18 protein-coding genes and 1 pseudogene are annotated in these 16324 nt (G+C 69.1%); 11 read left to right on the top strand and 8 right to left on the bottom strand.

The features are described 5' to 3' along the window. Both VBO01S_RS07290 and VBO01S_RS07285 read left to right on the top strand, forming a co-directional pair. Window positions 1-216: pseudogene (locus VBO01S_RS07290) on the top strand (FAD-dependent cmnm(5)s(2)U34 oxidoreductase); the annotation flags it as partial. A 60-nt stretch (window positions 217-276) separates the two neighbouring features. Then, window positions 277-1188, top strand: coding sequence for a transglutaminase family protein (locus tag VBO01S_RS07285; protein WP_223301327.1), 912 nt, complete (start codon window positions 277-279; stop codon window positions 1186-1188). Window positions 1189-1210: 22 nt separating this feature from the next. On the opposite strand, the gene VBO01S_RS07280 is transcribed toward VBO01S_RS07285, so the two are convergent. The 3 genes from VBO01S_RS07280 to VBO01S_RS07270 all read right to left on the bottom strand — a co-directional run bounded on the left by VBO01S_RS07280 (window position 1211) and on the right by VBO01S_RS07270 (window position 4441). Further along, entirely contained in the window at window positions 1211-2134 is a 924-nt protein-coding gene (locus VBO01S_RS07280) for a crotonase/enoyl-CoA hydratase family protein (RefSeq protein WP_062472565.1), read from the bottom strand. Between the two features lie 100 nt (window positions 2135-2234). Next, complete coding sequence (locus VBO01S_RS07275) at window positions 2235-3710, bottom strand: sensor histidine kinase (RefSeq protein ID WP_062472575.1); 1476 nt, start codon at window positions 3708-3710, stop codon at window positions 2235-2237. Then, window positions 3710-4441, bottom strand: coding sequence for a response regulator transcription factor (locus VBO01S_RS07270; RefSeq protein ID WP_062472563.1), 732 nt, complete (start codon window positions 4439-4441; stop codon window positions 3710-3712). Before VBO01S_RS07270 ends, VBO01S_RS07275 begins: the two co-directional genes overlap by 1 nt. Before the next feature lie 97 nt (window positions 4442-4538). Between VBO01S_RS07270 and VBO01S_RS07265 the strand changes: the two genes are divergently transcribed. The 4 genes from VBO01S_RS07265 (at window position 4539) to msrA (ending at window position 7105) form a co-directional block, all read left to right on the top strand. Further along, window positions 4539-5162, top strand: a complete 624-nt coding sequence (locus tag VBO01S_RS07265; protein ID WP_062472561.1) for a cytochrome b/b6 domain-containing protein — start codon at window positions 4539-4541, stop codon at window positions 5160-5162. Then, on the top strand, window positions 5159-5953 hold the full coding sequence (locus tag VBO01S_RS07260; protein ID WP_062472559.1) for a molybdopterin-dependent oxidoreductase: 795 nt from the start codon (window positions 5159-5161) through the stop codon (window positions 5951-5953). Before VBO01S_RS07265 ends, VBO01S_RS07260 begins: the two co-directional genes overlap by 4 nt. 108 nt (window positions 5954-6061) lie before the next feature. After that, window positions 6062-6313, top strand: coding sequence for a pentapeptide MXKDX repeat protein (locus tag VBO01S_RS07255; protein WP_062472557.1), 252 nt, complete (start codon window positions 6062-6064; stop codon window positions 6311-6313). A gap of 87 nt (window positions 6314-6400) precedes the next feature. After that, the gene (gene msrA / locus VBO01S_RS07250) at window positions 6401-7105 is read left to right on the top strand and encodes a peptide-methionine (S)-S-oxide reductase MsrA (protein WP_062472555.1); all 705 of its coding nucleotides are present in this window, start codon (window positions 6401-6403) and stop codon (window positions 7103-7105) included. Here msrA and VBO01S_RS07245 read toward each other — a convergent pair whose 3' ends face one another. The 3 genes from VBO01S_RS07245 to VBO01S_RS07235 all read right to left on the bottom strand — a co-directional run bounded on the left by VBO01S_RS07245 (window position 7106) and on the right by VBO01S_RS07235 (window position 9939). Further along, window positions 7106-7663 carry a DUF4189 domain-containing protein gene (locus VBO01S_RS07245; protein WP_082818029.1) on the bottom strand — a complete coding sequence of 186 codons (558 nt, stop codon included), beginning with the start codon at window positions 7661-7663 and terminating at the stop codon, window positions 7106-7108. A gap of 69 nt (window positions 7664-7732) precedes the next feature. Further along, complete coding sequence (locus VBO01S_RS07240) at window positions 7733-9028, bottom strand: acetyl-CoA hydrolase/transferase family protein (protein ID WP_062472552.1); 1296 nt, start codon at window positions 9026-9028, stop codon at window positions 7733-7735. Window positions 9029-9036: 8 nt separating this feature from the next. Next, the gene (locus tag VBO01S_RS07235; protein WP_062472551.1) at window positions 9037-9939 is read right to left on the bottom strand and encodes a LysR substrate-binding domain-containing protein; all 903 of its coding nucleotides are present in this window, start codon (window positions 9937-9939) and stop codon (window positions 9037-9039) included. Between the two features lie 139 nt (window positions 9940-10078). Between VBO01S_RS07235 and VBO01S_RS07230 the strand changes: the two genes are divergently transcribed. Together VBO01S_RS07230 and VBO01S_RS07225 are read left to right on the top strand one after the other, a co-directional pair. Then, window positions 10079-10483, top strand: a complete 405-nt coding sequence (locus VBO01S_RS07230; protein ID WP_062472549.1) for a RidA family protein — start codon at window positions 10079-10081, stop codon at window positions 10481-10483. Further along, window positions 10480-11574, top strand: coding sequence for an oxidoreductase (locus tag VBO01S_RS07225; protein WP_062472547.1), 1095 nt, complete (start codon window positions 10480-10482; stop codon window positions 11572-11574). Before VBO01S_RS07230 ends, VBO01S_RS07225 begins: the two co-directional genes overlap by 4 nt. Here the strand turns inward: VBO01S_RS07225 and VBO01S_RS07220 are convergent. Next, the gene (locus tag VBO01S_RS07220) at window positions 11571-12743 is read right to left on the bottom strand and encodes an NAD(P)/FAD-dependent oxidoreductase (RefSeq protein WP_062472545.1); all 1173 of its coding nucleotides are present in this window, start codon (window positions 12741-12743) and stop codon (window positions 11571-11573) included. The genes VBO01S_RS07225 and VBO01S_RS07220 overlap by 4 nt on opposite strands. 77 nt (window positions 12744-12820) lie before the next feature. Between VBO01S_RS07220 and VBO01S_RS07215 the strand changes: the two genes are divergently transcribed. After that, entirely contained in the window at window positions 12821-13714 is an 894-nt protein-coding gene (locus VBO01S_RS07215) for a LysR substrate-binding domain-containing protein (RefSeq protein WP_062472543.1), read from the top strand. Between the two features lie 6 nt (window positions 13715-13720). Here VBO01S_RS07215 and VBO01S_RS07210 read toward each other — a convergent pair whose 3' ends face one another. After that, complete coding sequence (locus tag VBO01S_RS07210; RefSeq protein WP_062472542.1) at window positions 13721-14749, bottom strand: aldo/keto reductase; 1029 nt, start codon at window positions 14747-14749, stop codon at window positions 13721-13723. A 122-nt stretch (window positions 14750-14871) separates the two neighbouring features. On the opposite strand from VBO01S_RS07210, the gene VBO01S_RS07205 reads away from it, so the two are divergent. Together VBO01S_RS07205 and VBO01S_RS07200 are read left to right on the top strand one after the other, a co-directional pair. Beyond that, window positions 14872-15345, top strand: coding sequence for a GNAT family N-acetyltransferase (locus tag VBO01S_RS07205; RefSeq protein ID WP_062472540.1), 474 nt, complete (start codon window positions 14872-14874; stop codon window positions 15343-15345). 48 nt (window positions 15346-15393) lie between these two features. Further along, window positions 15394-16275 (top strand): alpha/beta hydrolase, encoded by an 882-nt coding sequence (locus VBO01S_RS07200; RefSeq protein ID WP_082818028.1) that lies wholly within the window; start codon window positions 15394-15396, stop codon window positions 16273-16275. Window positions 16276-16324 lie beyond the last annotated feature (49 nt).

Genomic DNA, 16324 nt, shown 5'->3' with positions numbered 1-16324 from the left:
TGCGCCTCGGGCGACCGCCGACCGCTGGTCGGCCCATTGGCTCCGGGCGCAGACGAGGGCCTGTGGGCCTGCACCGCGCTGGGCTCGCGCGGCTTGAGCTTTGCCACCCTGTGCGCTGAGCTGCTGGCGGCGCAATGGCACGGCGAGCCGCTGCCCTTGCCCGCGACGCTCGCCAAGGCGCTGGGCACGCAGCGGCTCTGGCCCGGATCGGACTGATTCGGCGCGTTCTGGCTTTCCCGCCACCCGAGGTCACGCGCGCACCGCACAATGCGCGCCATGGCCATCCAGTACGACATCACCCACACCACCGTCTACCGCTACAACAAGCCGGTGACCTTCGGCTTGCACCGCGTGATGTTCCGTCCGCGCGACAGCCACGACCTGCGGGTGCTCGCCACCGACCTGCAGGTGAGCCCGCAGGCCCTCACGCGGCTCATTCAAGACCCGTACTCGAACTCCGTCGCGCTGGTGCAGCCGCTGGGCGAGGCGACCGAGCTGCGCATCGTCTGCTCGTTCACCATCGAGCACGTGCCGCCGTCGCAGCGCGACCTGCTCACGCTCGACCCGTCGGCCGAGTTCCTGCCCTTTGCCTATTCGGTGCAGGAGCGCCTGGACCTGGAGCACTACCTGCGCCCGCACCACAACGACGACGCCAACGGCACGCTGATCCGCTGGGCGCACCAGTTCCTGCACACCGACCAGCCCAACAGCACGCGCGACGTACTCACGCGCATGAACGCGCACATCGGCCAGAGCTTCGAATACAAGGCGCGCGACGAGGAAGGCACGCAGACGCCGCTGGAGACGCTGGCGCTGGGCAGCGGCAGCTGCCGCGACTACGCCCTGCTGATGATGGAAGCCACGCGCCGTCTCGGCATCGCGACGCGCTTCGTCTCGGGCTACCTCTACGACGCGTCGCTGGACAACGACGCCACCGGGCAGGCGCCCGGCGAATCGGTCACCGGCGCCGGCAGCACGCACGCATGGCTGCAGGCCTACCTGCCGGGCGCAGGCTGGCTGGCCTTCGACCCGACCAACAACCTCATGGGCAGCGGCCAGCTGATCCGCGTGGGCGTGGCGCGCGACCCCGCGCTGGCGGCGCCCATCTCGGGCAGCTGGTACGGCGACGCCGAGGCCTACGAAGGCCTCGAGGCCACGGTGGTGGTGAAGCGGCGCAAGGGCGGCTGAGCCACCGCGCGAACCATCGCGCTCAGCCGCGCGCAGCCAGTTTCGCTTCGAGCTCGGCGATGCGCGCCCTCGCCTCGTCGCCTTCGGGAATCGGCCGGCCGCTGTCGCGCCACTGCACCGCGCTCTTGAAGCCTTCGGCTTCGGCCTGCCGGCGGAACCACATGCCTTCGGGGTTGTGGCGCGTGATGCCGTCGAACACGGTGGCGAACATCTGGGTCTGCTCCAGCCCCATCGAATGCCAGACCTGGTTGACGACCATCTTGTGCATCATGAGGTGCGAACTGGGCACGCCCGCGATGCGCTGCGCGAGCGCCAGCGTGGCCTCGTCGAGCTGCGCCGCCGGCACCGCGAAGTTGGCCAGGCCCCAGTCGGCCGCCTGCGTGCCGGTGATGGTGTCGCCCGTGAACATGAGCTGCTTGGCGCGCAAGGCCCCGAGGCGGTAGGTCCACATCGCGGTGGTCGGGCAGCCCCACACGCGCGTGGGCATGTAGCCGATGCGCGCGTCGTCGGCCATGGTGAGCAGGTCGCAGCACAGCGCGATGTCGCTGCCGCCGGCCACCGCGTAGCCGTGCACCTTGGCGATGGTCGGCTTGCGGCAGCGCCACAGCGACATGAAGTCTTCGGTGTTGCGCTTCATGGCGGCGTAGTCGAGCATCGGGTCCCACGGCGTTTTCTCCTGCCGGCAGGGATGGTCGGCCTGGCCTTCGCGGCCGTGGCCCTCCGCGTAGTCGCCCAGGTCGTAGCCGGCGCAGAAGGCGCGGCCGGCGCCTTCGACCACGATCACATGCACCTCGTCGTCGGCCTCGGCCCATTCGACCGCGCGGCGGATGTCGGTCGGCGTGCTGTCGCCGATGGCATTGAGCTTCTCGGGGCGGTTGAGCACAAGGCGCGCGATGCGCGGGTGCTGCGGGTCCTTGTCGATCAGGACGGTCTCGAAAGCGGGCATGGTCGGTGGTCTCCTTCTGTTCTTGGGGGGTGATGCCGCTTCGCTTGTAGCATCGCCCGCCGCCCGCTGGCAAACCCGCCGACCGCCGGGTTCAACGCCTTCAGCGCGCTGTGGCGCCCCCGAGCCGGAACAGGAACACCGCGCCCTTGCCCGGCTGCGGCACGAGCCGGATGTCGCTGCCGTGCAGCTGAAGAATGCGCTGCACGATCATCAGCCCCAGCCCGCCGCCGCGCGCACCGCCGTCGGCAAAGGCCGGCCGCGTGAACAGGCCCTTCTGCAGCTCGCCCGGAATGCCGGGGCCGGTGTCGCTCACCTGCACCGCCACGCCGGCGTCGGACGGGCGCAGGCGCACCTCGATCTCGCCGCCGGCCGGCGTGTGGCGGATGGCGTTGTCCAGCAGGTTGGTCAGCACGCGCTCGATCATGCCGAGGTCGGCCGACACCACGGGCAGGTTCGGCGCGATGTCGGGCTTGAGCTGCTGGCGCCGCGCCTCGGCCGCGAGTTCGAACTTCTGGAACACGTCCTGCACGAGGTCGGCCAGCGCGAAGTTTTCTTTCTCGGGCTTGACCACGCCGTACTCGAGCCGCGCCAGCTCGAACACCTCCTGCGCGAGCCGGCCCACCTTGCGGCTCTGGCCGAGCGCGATCTCCAGGTAGCGGCGGCGCTCTTCCTCGCTGAGCGTGCCGGCCTTGAGCAGCAGCGTCTCGAGGTAGCCGTGCAGCGAGGTGAGCGGCGTGCGCAGGTCGTGCGAGATGTTGGCGAAAAGTTCGCGGCGCTGGCGGTCCTGCAGGCTCAGTTCGCGCCACTGCTCGGCGATGCGGCGCGTCATCTGCGCAAAGGCCTGCTGCAGCTGCGCGATCTCGTCGTCGGCGTGGCGCGGCGGCGCGGGCATGGGTGCCTCGCGCTCCAGCGCCGCGATGCCCTCGGCCTCGAAACGCCGCACCGCCGCCGTCAGCTCGCGCAGTGGCCGGGTGATGAGGCGGAACGCCACCAGCCCGGCGATGAGCCCCAGCAGCGCCACCAAGGCCATCGACCACAGCGTGGTGCGCAGCACGGTGTCGGCCGACAGGTTGGCGGCCAGCGCGTCGTGGTCTTCGCCTTGCAGCACCACGTACACGTAGCCGGCATCGCGCCCGCCCATGCGCAGCGGCGCGGCGCTGAAGACCTTGGCGCCGTCGGGGCTGCGCGGATCGTCGCCCGCAATCGGCAGCCGCTCGCCAGCCAGCAGCCGGCGGATGGGGCCGAGCGCCACCTTGTCGCGCTTGAGGTGCCCCGGCGGCGCGGCCTGGGCCTCGATGTGGCCGTCGGGCCCCAGCACGTAGACCTCGACGCTGGGGTTGACGGTCATGAGCTTGTCGAACAGGTCTTTCACCGCCACCGGGTCGAGGCCGCCGGGCTTCATGAGCTCGGTGTTCTGCGCGATGTGGGCCGCAAGCCCGAGCGACAGCCGCTGCGTCACCTCTTGCGCGTGCTGCGCGCCGGCGCGCATCTGCAGCCACGCCGAGGCGCCGCAGCAGGCCAGCAGCAGCACCGCGAACGCGATCGACAGCCGCCGCGACAGCGTGGCCCAGGCCATCATGGAAGGTCGCCTTTCGGTGCGGCGTCGTCCGCCGCGAGCTTGTAGCCGCGCCCCCACACCGTGAGGATGCGCCGCGGCGCGGCCGGGTCGGCCTCGACCTTCGTGCGCAGCCGGTTGATGTGCGTGTTGACCGTGTGCTCGTAGCCGTCGTGCTGGTAGCCCCAGACCTGGTTGAGCAGGTCGAGGCGCGAGAACACCTTGCCGGGGTGGCGTGCAAAGAAGTACAGCAGGTCGAACTCGCGCGGCGTGAGTTCGATCGGCTTGCCGTCGACGCGCACCTCGCGCGCCAGCGGCTCGATGTCGAGGTTGCCCAGCGTGAGGCTGCCCGACTCCAGCCGCGCGTTGCGCGCCAGCGCGTCGGTGCGCCGCAGCAGCGCCTTCACGCGCGCCACCAGTTCCAGCACCGAGAAGGGCTTGGCCAGGTAGTCGTCGGCGCCCAGCTCCAGCCCGAGGATGCGGTGCACTTCGCTGGAGCGCGCGCTCACGATGATGATGGGCGTGTAGCGCGCCATGGCGCGGGCGCGGCGGCAGATCTCGAGGCCGTCGATGCCGGGCAGCATGAGGTCGAGCACCAGCGCGTCCCACTGGCCGCGCTCCAGCGCGCGCAGGCCCGCGTTGCCGTCGGCGGCGTGCTCGACCGCGTAGCCCTCGTCGCGCAGGTGCATGCGCAGCAGTTCGGCAATGTGGGCGTCGTCCTCGACGATCAGCACGCGTTTGGCGGTGTCCATGGCCGCGATTGTCCCGCGAGACGCCCCCCGGAGTTATCACGAATCTTTGAACTTTGCGTGATGAATCGGCGAGGGGGTGCGCCCAACAATCCGGCCCATGCAGACACGCGCCGCCCCCGACCACCGGCCGATCCACCCGCTGTGGATGCGCGTCACGCACTGGCTCAACGCGCTGGCCGTGCTGGTGCTGGTGACCAGCGGCTGGCGCATCTACAACGCGGCGCCCTTCCTTGCCTTTCGCTTCCCGGCCTCGATCACGCTGGGCGGCTGGCTCGGCGGCGCGCTGCTGTGGCACTTCGCGGCGATGTGGCTGCTGGTGTTCAACGGGCTCGTCTACCTGGTGCTGAACCTGGCCAGCGGACGCTTCGCACTCAAGTTCTTCCCGCTCACGCCGGCCGGAATTTGGCGCGATGCGCGGGCCGCGCTCGGCGGCAGGCTCTCGCATGCCGACCCGCGCCACTACAACCATGTGCAGAAGCTCGCCTACCTGTTCGTGATCGTCGACCTCGTCGCGATCGTGCTGTCGGGGCTGGTGCTGTGGAAGTCGGTGCAGTTCCCGCTGCTGCGCGAGCTGCTGGGCGGCTACGAAGCCGCGCGCCGCGTCCACTTCGTGGCGATGGCCGCCCTGGTGGCTTTCGTTGCCGTGCACCTCGTGATGGTGGCGCTCGTGCCCCGCACCCTGCTCACCATGCTGCGCGGTCGCGCGCCCCACACCCCATGAGCCTCTTTTTCAAACGCCCTCCCCTGGTCGGTGTCGACGGCGACGCCGTGGTGCGCGAAGCCCGCGCCCTCATCGAGCGCCGGCTCGACGCGCCCTCGCGCCGCCTGTTCCTGCGCCGTTCGCTGACGCTGGGCGGCCTGTCGATGCTCACCGGCTGCAGCATCAGCGACGACAGCCACGTGGAAGCGGCGCTGGCGAAGGTCTCGCGCTTCAACGACGAGGTGCAGGGCTGGCTCTTCAGCCCGACGCGGCTGGCGCCGACCTACACCGAGGCCGAGATCACGCGCCCCTTTCCGTTCAACGCCTACTACGGCGAGGACGAGGTCCGTGAGGTCGACGAAGCCACCTACCGCCTCGAAGTGAGCGGCATGGTCGCCGACAAGCGCCGCTGGACGCTCGCTGAACTGCGCGCGCTGCCGCAAGAAGACCAGATCACGCGCCACATCTGCGTGGAAGGCTGGAGCGCCATCGGCAAATGGGGCGGCGTGCGCTTTGCCGATTTCCTGCGCCACGTCGGCGCGGACCTGAGCGCGAAGTACGTCGGCTTCCAGTGCGCGGACGACTACCACACCAGCATCGACATGCCGACCGCGCTGCACCCGCAGACGCTGCTGACGCTGAGCTACGACGGCCAGCCGCTGCCGCCGAAGTACGGCTTCCCGATGAAGCTGCGCATGCCGACCAAGCTTGGCTACAAGAACCCGAAACACATCCAGGCGATGTACGTGACCAACACCTATCCCGGTGGCTACTGGGAAGACCAGGGCTACAACTGGTTCGGAGGGAGCTGAGGGGCTGCCACAGCCGCTCGACTGCCGAAGAAAGCGCGAGGCCGAATTCCGACAGGGAACCAGGCCGATCTCGACAACAAAACCCAACCTCAACTCAGGAAGACCCAAATGAACAAGCTCACCGCCACCCTCCTCGCCACCTGCATGGCCTTCGCCGGCGCCTCGGCCTTGGCCGCGGACGACATGGCCAAGGACGGCATGAAGAAGGACAGCATGGCCAAGGACGGGATGAAGAAAGACGCCATGGGCAAGGACGCCATGAAGAAGGACGGCATGGCCAAAGATGGCATGAAGAAAGATGCCATGGCCAAGGACGACATGAAGAAGGACGCGATGGGCAAGGACGAGATGAAGAAGTAAGCCGCCTTCTCACCGGCCCCGCCGCCATTGACGGCCGGCGGGATCGGGATCACTGTCCCTTTCCTGCGCTCCCTACGAAAGACCGCCATGAAATCCTTCGCCATCGCCGCCGGCACGCTCGCCGCCGCCGCTTTCGCCTGGCACGCGGCCCCCTCCTTCGCCGAGACCGCGCGCCGCGTGCCCGCGCCCACGGTCGACCTCACCGCACCCGCAGGCGCCACCACCGCCACCGCCGTGTTCGCGGGCGGCTGCTTCTGGGGTGTGCAGGGCGTTTTCCAGCGCGTCGAGGGCGTGAGCAATGCGCTCTCGGGCTACGCGGGCGGCGAGGCCCGCACCGCACGCTACAACGAGGTCGGCTCCGGGCGCACCGGCCATGCCGAGGCCGTTCGCATCAGCTACGACCCGCACAAGGTCAGCTACGGCAAGCTGCTGCAGATCTACTTCTCGGTGGCGCACGACCCGACCCAGCTCAACCGCCAGGGCCCCGACACCGGCCCGCAGTACCGCTCCACCGTGTTCGCCGAAAACGCCGACCAGGCCCGCATCGCCAACGCCTACATCGCCCAGCTGAACCAGGCCAAGACCTTCGGCAGCAAGCCGCTGGCGACCACGGTCGAGGTGTCCAAGCCCTTCTATGCGGCGGAGGACTACCACCAGGACTACCTCACGCTGCACCCGAACCAGCCCTACATCGCGATCCACGACCTGCCGAAGATCGACGACCTGAAGAAGCTGTTCCCCGAGAGCTACAAGGCCACGCCGTCGCTGGTACGCGCGACGAAGGCCAGCTGATCAGCGATTGACGACCAGCGCGTTGCAGCGCGCAGTGACGACCTTGCAGTCCTTCGCATGCGCGGAGCACTCCGCCATCGCTTCCGCCTGCGCCGCGCTTTGCAGCTTGTTGGCTTTCATCGACAGCACGTTGCGGCCCATCACGACCACGCCGCAGCCCTCCTGCCAGGTCAGCGTCATGCTGCGGCAGCCGGTGGCGGTGCCGCCGTTGCCCACGCACTGGGCGATGGCGTTGTTTTCGGCATCGGCCTGTGTCGCCCGGTTGTCGGCTCCGCCGAAAGCGCCCTTCGACTTGTCGATGACGTACGCGCCCCACTTGTAGGAGAAGGTGGGGTCGGGCGGCGGCGGCGCCAGGTACTCGTCGGGGTCGCTGTAGCGGCCCGTGCCGCCGGGCATCACAGGCACGGTGTCCCGGGGTGGCGGCCAGCTGTTGTGGGGCCAGCCCGGCGCGTTCGGTGGCGGGCATCCCGGCTGGCCCGGCCCGCTGCAGGCAAACGCCTGGCCGGACAGCACGCAGGCCGCGCCCAGCAGGAAAAGATGTCGCAAGGAGATGCTCATCGCAGCGAATGTAGCCGCCGCCCGGACCGCACAGGAGTGCCCTAAGTCACGCGCTGCCCCCTATGAAACTCAAAGCAGTTTGGCCCGCCTCGCCTGCTCCGTCAGCTCCGCCCGGAAGTCCGGGTGCGCAATGGCGATCAGCTCCTGCGCGCGCTGTTTGGCCGACTTGCCGCGCAGCTGCGCCACGCCATGTTCGGTGACGACGTAGTTGATGTCGTTCTTGCTCGTGCTCACGTGCGTGCCGGGCGACAGCGAGGGCACGATGCGCGAGATGGTGTCGTCCTTGGCCGTCGAAGGCAGCACGATGAAGGCCTTGCCGCCGCGCGAGCGGTTGGCCGCGCGCACGAAGTCCGACTGCCCGCCCGTGCCCGAGTACGGCGCGTGGCCCAGGCTCTCGGAGCCGCACTGGCCCAGCAGGTCGATCTGCATGGTGGCGTTGATGGCGATGAGGTTGTCGTTCAGCCCCGCCAGCGCCGGGTCGTTGGTGAAGTTCACCGGATGCATCTCCAACCCCGGGTTGCGGTCCATGAAGCGGTACAGCTTGCTGGAGCCCAGCGCGAAGGTCGCGACCGACTTGCCCGGCAGGTAGTTCTTGCGGCGGTTGGTGACCGCGCCGCTTTCCACCAGCGTGAGGATGCCGTCGCCGATCATCTCGGTGTGGATGCCCAGGTCGCGCTTGCCCGTGAGCTGCATCACCACCGCATCGGGAATGCCGCCGTAGCCGATCTGCAAGGTGGCGCCGTCGTCGATCAGGTCGGCCACGTGCTTGCCGATGGCTTCCTGCACGGGGCCGATCTTGGGCAGGCCGACTTCCATCACCGGCTCGCTGCTCTCGACGAGCGCCGCCACCTGCGAGATGTGCACATGGCAGTTGCCGTGCGCATAAGGCACGTTGGGGTTCACCTCGAGCACGACCGCGCGCGCCTTCGCCACGGCGGCCATCGTGTAGTCGGGGCCCAGGCTCAGCGCGAAGTAGCCGTGCGCGTCCATCGGCGAGGCCATGCTGAACACCACGTCGGCCGCGATCTGCCCGCGCTCGATCTGCGCCGGGATCTCGGAGAAGTAGTTGGGAATGAAGTCGATCCAGCCCGCCTGCCCGCCGGCGCGCGTGGCGCCGCCGAAGAACAGCGCGACGTGGCGCACGTGCTCGACCGTCTCGGGGTCGATGTAGGCGTACTTGCGCATCGCCAGGATCTGCGCCACCTTCACGTCGCGGAAATCGCGGCGCTGCTCGGACAAGGCCGTGAGCAGCGAGGGCGGCTCGCCGACGCCCGTAGGCACGATGATCATGTCGCCGTGGCGCACCTGGCGCACGGCATCGGCGGCGGAAACGCGCTTTTGCGCGTACAGGGTCTGGGCAGTCATGCCTGCCACTATGCCTTCTTTTCGCCGCCGCCGAACTCGCGGTGCACCCAGTCGCGCAGCACGGCCGTGGCGGGCCGGGTGGCGGCGCGCGGGCTGTAGACCAGGTCGTAGCGGTAGCTCTCCACCGACAGTTCGAAGGGCTGCACCAGCAGGCCCGATGCCAGCTCGTCGGCCACCAGCGCCAGGCTCAGCAGGCCGACGCCCTGCCCCGCGACCGTGGCCTGCACCGCGTGGATCTCTTCGGTGAACGACAGCCCGGCCTGCGCATCGACGTCGGTGCGGCCCGCGCGTGCGAGCCAGGTGCGCCACACCGGCGCCAGCGTTTCGTCGCGCCCCGCGCGCCCCCATTCGAAGTGGATCAGCGAGACGGCCTTCAGGTCCTGCCGCGCCGCGACCGCCAGCGCGGGGCTGCAGACCGGCGCGTAGTGGTCCTGGAACAGCGGCTCCACGACCAGGTCGGCGTAGCGGCCGTTGCCGTAGCGGATCGCCGCGTCGGCCTCGGTGTCGAGGTCGACGACCTGGTTGGTGGCGTCCAGCCGCAGCGTCCATTCGGGATGCAGGTCGCGGAAGGTGCCCGCGCGCGGCGCCAGCCGCCGGGCCATGAACCCGACCGTGGACGACAGCGTGGCGATGCGCGTGCCCTTCAGGCGGCGCACGCCGTCGACCGCGCGCTCGAAGCTGTCGAAGCCGTCGCGCAGCGCGGGAAACAGCTGGTGTCCGGCGGCCGTCAGGTGCACCTGCCGCGTGCCGCGTTCGAACAGGCGCACCTCGAGCGTTTCCTCGAGCTGCTTGATCTGATGGCTGACGGCAGTGGGCGTGACGTGCAGCTCGTCGGCCGCAGCCTTGAAGCTCAGCCGGCGGGCCGCGGCCTCGAACACGCGCAATGCGCCCAGGGGAGGAAGTCTTCGCATGCGGACAGATTAGCTCAATTCATCCATCGGCTGAAAAATCAGCCGTTGTCGGGCGCCCTCTTCATCCCTAAATTTCAGTTGTCGCGGGAAGAAACCACTTCCACGGCTGATCTGAAATTCACCATCAAAGGCACCTGTCATGCAATTGCAACCCAAGCAAATCCACACGCAACCTGACCCCTACGCGCCCTTCCTGCTGTCGCAGGCCATCCAGCTCGGCAACCTGATCTTCGTGTCCGGCCAGGCCGCGATCGGCGACGACGGCGAGATCGTCGGCAAGGGCGACTTCGACCGCCAGGCCGAGCAGGCCTTCAAGAACCTGGACCGCGTGCTGCGGGCCGCCGGCACGGGCATGGGCAATGTGGTCAAGGTGACGATCTTCCTGACCTCGATGAGCCACTTTCCGAAGATCGTCGAACTGCGCCGCCAGTGGTTCTCGGCGCCCTACCCGGCCGACACCATCGTCGAGGTCTCGGGCCTGTACTCGCCCGACGCGATGATCGAGATCGAGGCCATCGCCGTCGCGCCCGGAGACGCCCGATGAGCACGCCGCTGCTCGCGCCGGCGACGCTGCACGGTCTGCGGCTGCCCAACCGGCTCGCCGTGGCGCCGATGACGCGCGTCAGCGCCTCGCCCGAGGGCCACGCCAACGGCACCATGGCCCGCTACTACGAGCGCTTTGCGCGGGGCGGCTTCGGGCTCGTCATCACCGAAGGCATCTACACCGACACGGCGTATGCGCAAGGCTATGCCCGCCAGCCCGGGCTGAGCGATGGCGAACAGGCCCGCGCGTGGCGTCCGGTGGTGAAGGCGATCCAGGGCGCGGGCGGGCGCGCCATCGCGCAGCTCATGCATGCGGGCGCGCTGTCGCAGTTCAACCGCTTCCGCGACCACACGGCGGGGCCGTCGGCCGTTCGCCCGCTGGGCACGCAGATGACGGCCTACCGCGGCGAAGGCGACTACCCGGTGCCCCGCGCGATGACCGATACCGACATCGCCGAGGCGATTCGCGGCTTCACCCGGGCGGCGCTGCTGGCGATGGAAGTGGCGGGCTTCGACGGCGTGGAGATCCACGGCGCGAACGGCTACCTGCTCGACCAGTTCCTGAGCGGCCACACCAACACGCGCACCGACCGCTGGGGCGGCGCCCTCGCGCAGCGCGTGCAGCTCACGGTCGAAGTGGTGCGTGCCGTGCGGCAGATGCTGGGCGCCTCGGCGCCGGTCGGCGTGCGCATCTCGCAAGGCAAGGTCAACGACTTCGGCCACAAGTGGCCGGAAGCCGAGGCTGGCGCGGCAACGGTGTTCGGGGCCCTGGCGCACAGCGGCATCGACTACCTGCACGTCACCGAGTTCGAAGCCTGGCGCCCGGCCTTCGGCGATGCGGGGCCAAGCCTGCTGCAGCTCGCGCGCCGCCACGCGCCCGGCCTTGCGATCGTCGCCAATGGCAGCCTGCACGACCCGGGGCGCGCGCAAGCGGCGCTCGCGGACGGTGCCGACTTCGTGGCGCTGGGACGCGGCGCGCTGTCGAACCCCGACTGGCCGAAACGGTTGAAGGAAGGCCGCGCGCTCGCCGCCTTCGACCCGGCGCTGCTGTCACCCGTGGGGGACATCAAACCGGCGGAGCAGCAGCCCTAGATGATGTTCTTCTCGCGCAGCGGCCGGTTCTCGAGGAGGCGCGCGAACGACAGCGGCGACAGGTCGAGGCTGAGGTAGCCGCCGAAGCGGATCAGCTCCGCGATGCCGCGCCCCGCCGCCGGGCACTGCTGCAGCCCGTGGCCCGAGAAGCCGTTCGCGAAGTAGAGGTTGTCGCAGTCCGGGTGCAGGCCGAGGATCGCGTTGTGGTCGAACACGTTCATCTCGTAGTAGCCGGCCCAGGCGCCGGTCATGCGGACGGCTTCGAAGGCCGGAATGCGTTCGGCCAGCGCCGGCCAGATGAAACTCTCGAAGGCCTCGTGGTCGACTTCGAGCGGCGCGTCGTCGGGGTCCCGGTCTTCGGGCGGCGCAAAGCCGCAGATGAACTGGCGGCCTTCGGGCCGCAGCCAGATGCCCGAGGTGTCGATGACCAGCGGGCAACCGGGCAAGGCGCTCGGGCATGAAAAGCTGAACACGCTGCGGCGTCGACCGTGCACCGGCAACGCGATGCCCGCCCACTGCGCGACCGGCGCCGCCCACGCGCCCGCCGCGTTGACGACGATGTCCGCATGCAGCGTGTCGCCGCCGTCGAGCTGCACGCCGGTGACGCGGCGCCCCTCGCGCTGCAGGCCCGTCGCCTGCGCCTGCACATAGCGCACGCCTTGCGACACTGCCTTCTTGCGAAAGGCCTGCAGCAGGCTGTAGCCGTCGTACCAGCCCTCGCCCGACAGGCCGAGCGATGCGAGCGCGATGCCCTCGGTCGAGATCCACGGGAAGCGCGCCTTCAGTTCATCGGGCGTCAGCAGCGCCACGTCCACCGCGTGCGCCTTCTGTGTCGCGTGGTTTTCGCGCAGCACCTCGACACCCGCCGGCGAGGCCAGGTACAGGTAGCCCGGCTCGACCAGTCCGATGTCCGGCACGTCGTCGCCCACGCGCAGCGTTTCGCCCAGCGCGCGAAAAAACTCGATGCCGTAGAGCGACATCTCGATGTTGATGGCGGTGGAGAACTGCTGGCGGATCGAGCTGGCCGACAGCGCCGATGAGGCCTGCCGGTACGAGAAGTCGCGCTCCACCACCGTGATGTCGAAGGCCTCGCCCGTCGGGTCGGCGCCCAGGAAGTACGCGATGGCCGAGCCGATGGCCCCGCCGCCGATGATCGCCACACGCCGCATGAGATCCCTTTCCGTGTCTTCGATGTGCGGGCCCGGGCCGTTGCCCGGGCCGCGCAAGCTCCCGCCAGAATAGCGCGATGAGAAAAGACATTCCCAACCTCGGCGCGCTGCAGGCCTTCGAAGCCTCGGCGCGCCTGGGGAGCTTCACCCGCGCGGCGACCGAGCTGGCGCTCACGCAAAGCGCGGTCGGGCGCCAGGTGGCGATGCTGGAGCAGCGCCTGGGCGTGCCACTGTTCTCGCGCGTGCGCAAGCGGCTCACGCTCACCGACGTGGGCCGCGAGTACGCCGCGCGCATCCGCCGCCACCTCGACCAGATCCGCCGCGACACGCTGGAGATCAGCGCCGGCCACGAGATGGGCTTCGTGCTCGAACTGGCCGTGGTGCCGACCTTCGCCACGCAATGGCTCATTCCGCGGTTGCCCGACTTCAGCCGGCTGCACCCGAACATCACGGTGAACCTGTCGGCGCGCTCGCAGCCCTTCTCGTTCCAGGAAAACGCGTACGACGCGGCGATCTACTTTGGCGACCAGTTCTGGCCGAACACACGCGGCGGGCTGATCTTTTCCGAAGGCGAGATGGTGCCCATCTGCAGCCCCGCGTTCCGCGACGCGCACGCCCGGTGGGACGAAGCCGGCTTCGAGCGCTGCCGCCACGTGCACCTGAGCACCCGCGCCCATGCGTGGCGCGACTGGTACGCGCAGCAGGAATGGGAGTACACGGTGCATGCCTCGCGCGGGCCGCGCTACGAGCTGTTCACCATGGTGGTGGCCGCCGCGGCGGCGGGCATGGGCGTGGGGCTGGCGCCGCGCATCCTGGTCGAGCAGGAGCTGCGCACCGGTGAACTCGTGATTCCGGTGGACCGGCACCTGGACGTGCACCAGGGCTACTACTTCGCGTACCCCGAAGGCCGTCCGGCCTCCGGGGCGCTGGAGCAGTTCAAGCAGTGGGTGCTGGGGCTGACACCCGACTGAACCCGGTCAGACCGGGTTCGGGTTGCGTTCCTTGAAGCCCTGCTGGTGCCAGTACGGGTAGGTGCGCGTCGTCGCACTGGCCGCGTCGAGCTCGGCCACCTGCGCGGGCGTGAGGTTCCAGCCCACCGCGCCGAGGTTCTGGCGCAGCTGCGCCTCGTCGCGCGCACCGACGACCACGCTGGACACCGTCGGGCGTTGCAGCAGCCAGTTGAGCGCGACCTGCGGCACCGTCTTGCCGACCTCGGCGCCGACTTTTTCGAGTGCCTCGACCACGCGATACAGCAGCTCGTCGGGCACCGGCGGGCCCATGTCGGCCGTCACGTGCAGGCGGCTGTTGGCGGGCAGCGGCTGGCCGCGGCGGATCTTGCCCGTGAGCCGGCCCCAGCCCAGCGGGCTCCAGACGACCGCGCCCACGCCCTGGTCTTGCGCCAGCGGCATCAGCTCCCACTCGTACTCGCGGCCCACCAGCGAGTAGTACGCCTGGTGCGCCACGTAGCGCGCATAGCCGCGCTGCTCGGACACCGCCAGCGACTTCATGAGGTGCCAGCCCGAGAAGTTCGACGCGCCCACATAGCGCAGCTTGCCCGCGCGCACGAGGTCGTCGAGCGTGGAGAGCGTTTCTTCCACCGGCGTGCTGGCGTCGAAGCCGTGCAGCTGGAACAGGTCGATGTAGTCGGTGCCCAGCCGTTTCAGCGACGCATCGACCGCCTGCACGAGGTGGTGACGCGACGAGCCCACGTCGTTCGGCCCTTCGCCGCTGCGGAAGGTGGCCTTGGTCGAGATCAGCAGCCGGTCGCGCGACCGGCCCTTGATCGCCTCGCCCAGCACCGATTCGGCGGCGCCGCCCGAGTAGATGTCGGCGCTGTCGAACATGTTCACGCCGGCGTCCATGCAGATGTCGATCAGCGTGCGCGCCTCGGCCACGTCGGTGCTGCCCCATGCGCTGAAAAACTCGCCCTTGCCGCCGAAGGTGCCGGTGCCGAAGCTCAGCACGGGGACCTTGAGGCCTGATTTGCCCAGATGACGGTATTCCAAAGTTCTACTCCTTCAATCAATGAACTGACGAACAAGATGAATGACGCGGCCATTGTTGGCCGCCGCGCAGAACCCCGTCGCGCGTCGGGCTTTGCGGCGCTTCGGCTCGCTACGATCGAACGATGCAGATCTCGATCGAAAACCCGAACCAGCCCGACGTCATCCAGCTCATCGATGACCTCGATGCGTACCAGAAGCCGCTGTACCCGCCCGAGAGCCACTACGGCATCGACATCGCCGCACTGTCGGCCGCCCACGTGCTGTTCGCCGTCGCACGCGACGCGGCCGGCACGGCCATCGGCTGCGGCGCCGTCGTCATGAACCCCGGCTACGGCGAACTCAAGCGCATGTACGTGCGCCCGCAGAACCGCGGGCAAGGCGTCGCGGCGAAGGTGCTGGGCTTTCTCGAAGCCGAAGCAGCGGCGCGCGGATGCGCCATGTTCCGGCTGGAGACGGGCGTGAGCCAGCCCGAGGCGCTGGCCTTCTATGCGCGTGCGGGGTATGCGCGGCGCGAGCGCTTCGGCGACTACCCGGACGATCCGTTGAGTGTGTTCATGCAGAAGACGGTCGAGACAACCGCACCCCATCGCCCCTAAGATCGCCCCGGCTTCCGCCACCACGGTCATCACAACAAGGAACGTCACATGCAGACAAGAGGGATTCTTCGCCGGCTCATGTTCACAGCAGGCTGCGCCCTGCTGCTGGGGTTGTCAGGTTGCGGCGGCGGAGGGGGTGGTGGAGGCGGCGGAGGCGGTGTGGCGATGCTGCCGCTGCCACCGGTCGGCGGCACGCCGACGCCACCGCCCGCGGACACCGGGCGCGGACGGGTGGTCAGCAGTTCGATGAAGTCGACCGCCACCGAAGCGACCTACCCGATCCAGGTCTACCTGCCGCCCGGCTACGACGGCGCCACGGCGAGCTACCCCACGGTCTACATCACCGATGGCGACGCGGTCTACAACCAGAGCGTGACGCGCTTCCAGAACTTCACCGACATCCTCGAGAAGGCCGGCAAGAAAGCCATCGTGGTCGGCATCGGCGGCACCTCGCGCCGCAACACCGACTACCTGATGCCGGGCGCCAAGGCGTACCACGAGTTCCTCGTCGCCCAGCTGGTGCCGCATGTCGAATCGAACTACCGGGCCAATCCGGCCAGGCGCATGCTCTCGGGCCTGTCGAACGGCGGCGTCTTCACGCTCATCGCCTTCTTCACCGAAGGCGCGGCGGGCACGTTCACCTTCCAGCATTTCTTCGCGTCCGACCCGCCCGCCGCCGGCGCGCGCGGCCAGCTCGATCCGCTCGAAAGCCAGATGTACGCCAACAGCAGCACGCGCGACATTCCCGTGACCCTGCTGCTGGGCTATGCCATCGGCAACGTCGGCGGCCCGGAGATCACCGCGCTGCGCGACCAGATCGCCGCGCGCAACTACAAGGGTCTGCAGCTGAGCCTGAAGGGCTACGAAGGCGGCCACACGCCGATGGACCTGCCGTCGTTCCAGGACATCGTCGCGCGGTTCATCGATTGAGGCGCGGGGTGCGGGCTCAGGGTTTTTCCTGATCCTGCACCTGTCGAAT

Source organism: Variovorax boronicumulans NBRC 103145, assembly GCF_001591345.1.
Lineage (GTDB): Bacteria > Pseudomonadota > Gammaproteobacteria > Burkholderiales > Burkholderiaceae_C > Variovorax > Variovorax boronicumulans.
Note: the sequence above shows the minus strand (reverse complement) of the source record. Positions and strands in the feature narration are given on the sequence as shown.

Coding starts and splice junctions, on each gene's coding strand:
- VBO01S_RS07200 (WP_082818028.1), top strand. CDS start 15,394: ATGCAGACAAGAGGGATTCTTCGCCGGCTCATGTTCACAGCAGGCTGC.
- VBO01S_RS07230 (WP_062472549.1), top strand. CDS start 10,079: ATGCAATTGCAACCCAAGCAAATCCACACGCAACCTGACCCCTACGCG.
- VBO01S_RS07260 (WP_062472559.1), top strand. CDS start 5,159: ATGAGCCTCTTTTTCAAACGCCCTCCCCTGGTCGGTGTCGACGGCGAC.
- VBO01S_RS07240 (WP_062472552.1), bottom strand. CDS start 9,028: ATGACTGCCCAGACCCTGTACGCGCAAAAGCGCGTTTCCGCCGCCGAT.
- VBO01S_RS07205 (WP_062472540.1), top strand. CDS start 14,872: ATGCAGATCTCGATCGAAAACCCGAACCAGCCCGACGTCATCCAGCTC.
- msrA (WP_062472555.1), top strand. CDS start 6,401: ATGAAATCCTTCGCCATCGCCGCCGGCACGCTCGCCGCCGCCGCTTTC.
- VBO01S_RS07265 (WP_062472561.1), top strand. CDS start 4,539: ATGCAGACACGCGCCGCCCCCGACCACCGGCCGATCCACCCGCTGTGG.
- VBO01S_RS07255 (WP_062472557.1), top strand. CDS start 6,062: ATGAACAAGCTCACCGCCACCCTCCTCGCCACCTGCATGGCCTTCGCC.
- VBO01S_RS07235 (WP_062472551.1), bottom strand. CDS start 9,939: ATGCGAAGACTTCCTCCCCTGGGCGCATTGCGCGTGTTCGAGGCCGCG.
- VBO01S_RS07215 (WP_062472543.1), top strand. CDS start 12,821: ATGAGAAAAGACATTCCCAACCTCGGCGCGCTGCAGGCCTTCGAAGCC.
- VBO01S_RS07275 (WP_062472575.1), bottom strand. CDS start 3,710: ATGGCCTGGGCCACGCTGTCGCGGCGGCTGTCGATCGCGTTCGCGGTG.
- VBO01S_RS07285 (WP_223301327.1), top strand. CDS start 277: ATGGCCATCCAGTACGACATCACCCACACCACCGTCTACCGCTACAAC.
- VBO01S_RS07280 (WP_062472565.1), bottom strand. CDS start 2,134: ATGCCCGCTTTCGAGACCGTCCTGATCGACAAGGACCCGCAGCACCCG.
- VBO01S_RS07225 (WP_062472547.1), top strand. CDS start 10,480: ATGAGCACGCCGCTGCTCGCGCCGGCGACGCTGCACGGTCTGCGGCTG.
- VBO01S_RS07245 (WP_082818029.1), bottom strand. CDS start 7,663: ATGAGCATCTCCTTGCGACATCTTTTCCTGCTGGGCGCGGCCTGCGTG.
- VBO01S_RS07270 (WP_062472563.1), bottom strand. CDS start 4,441: ATGGACACCGCCAAACGCGTGCTGATCGTCGAGGACGACGCCCACATT.
- VBO01S_RS07220 (WP_062472545.1), bottom strand. CDS start 12,743: ATGCGGCGTGTGGCGATCATCGGCGGCGGGGCCATCGGCTCGGCCATC.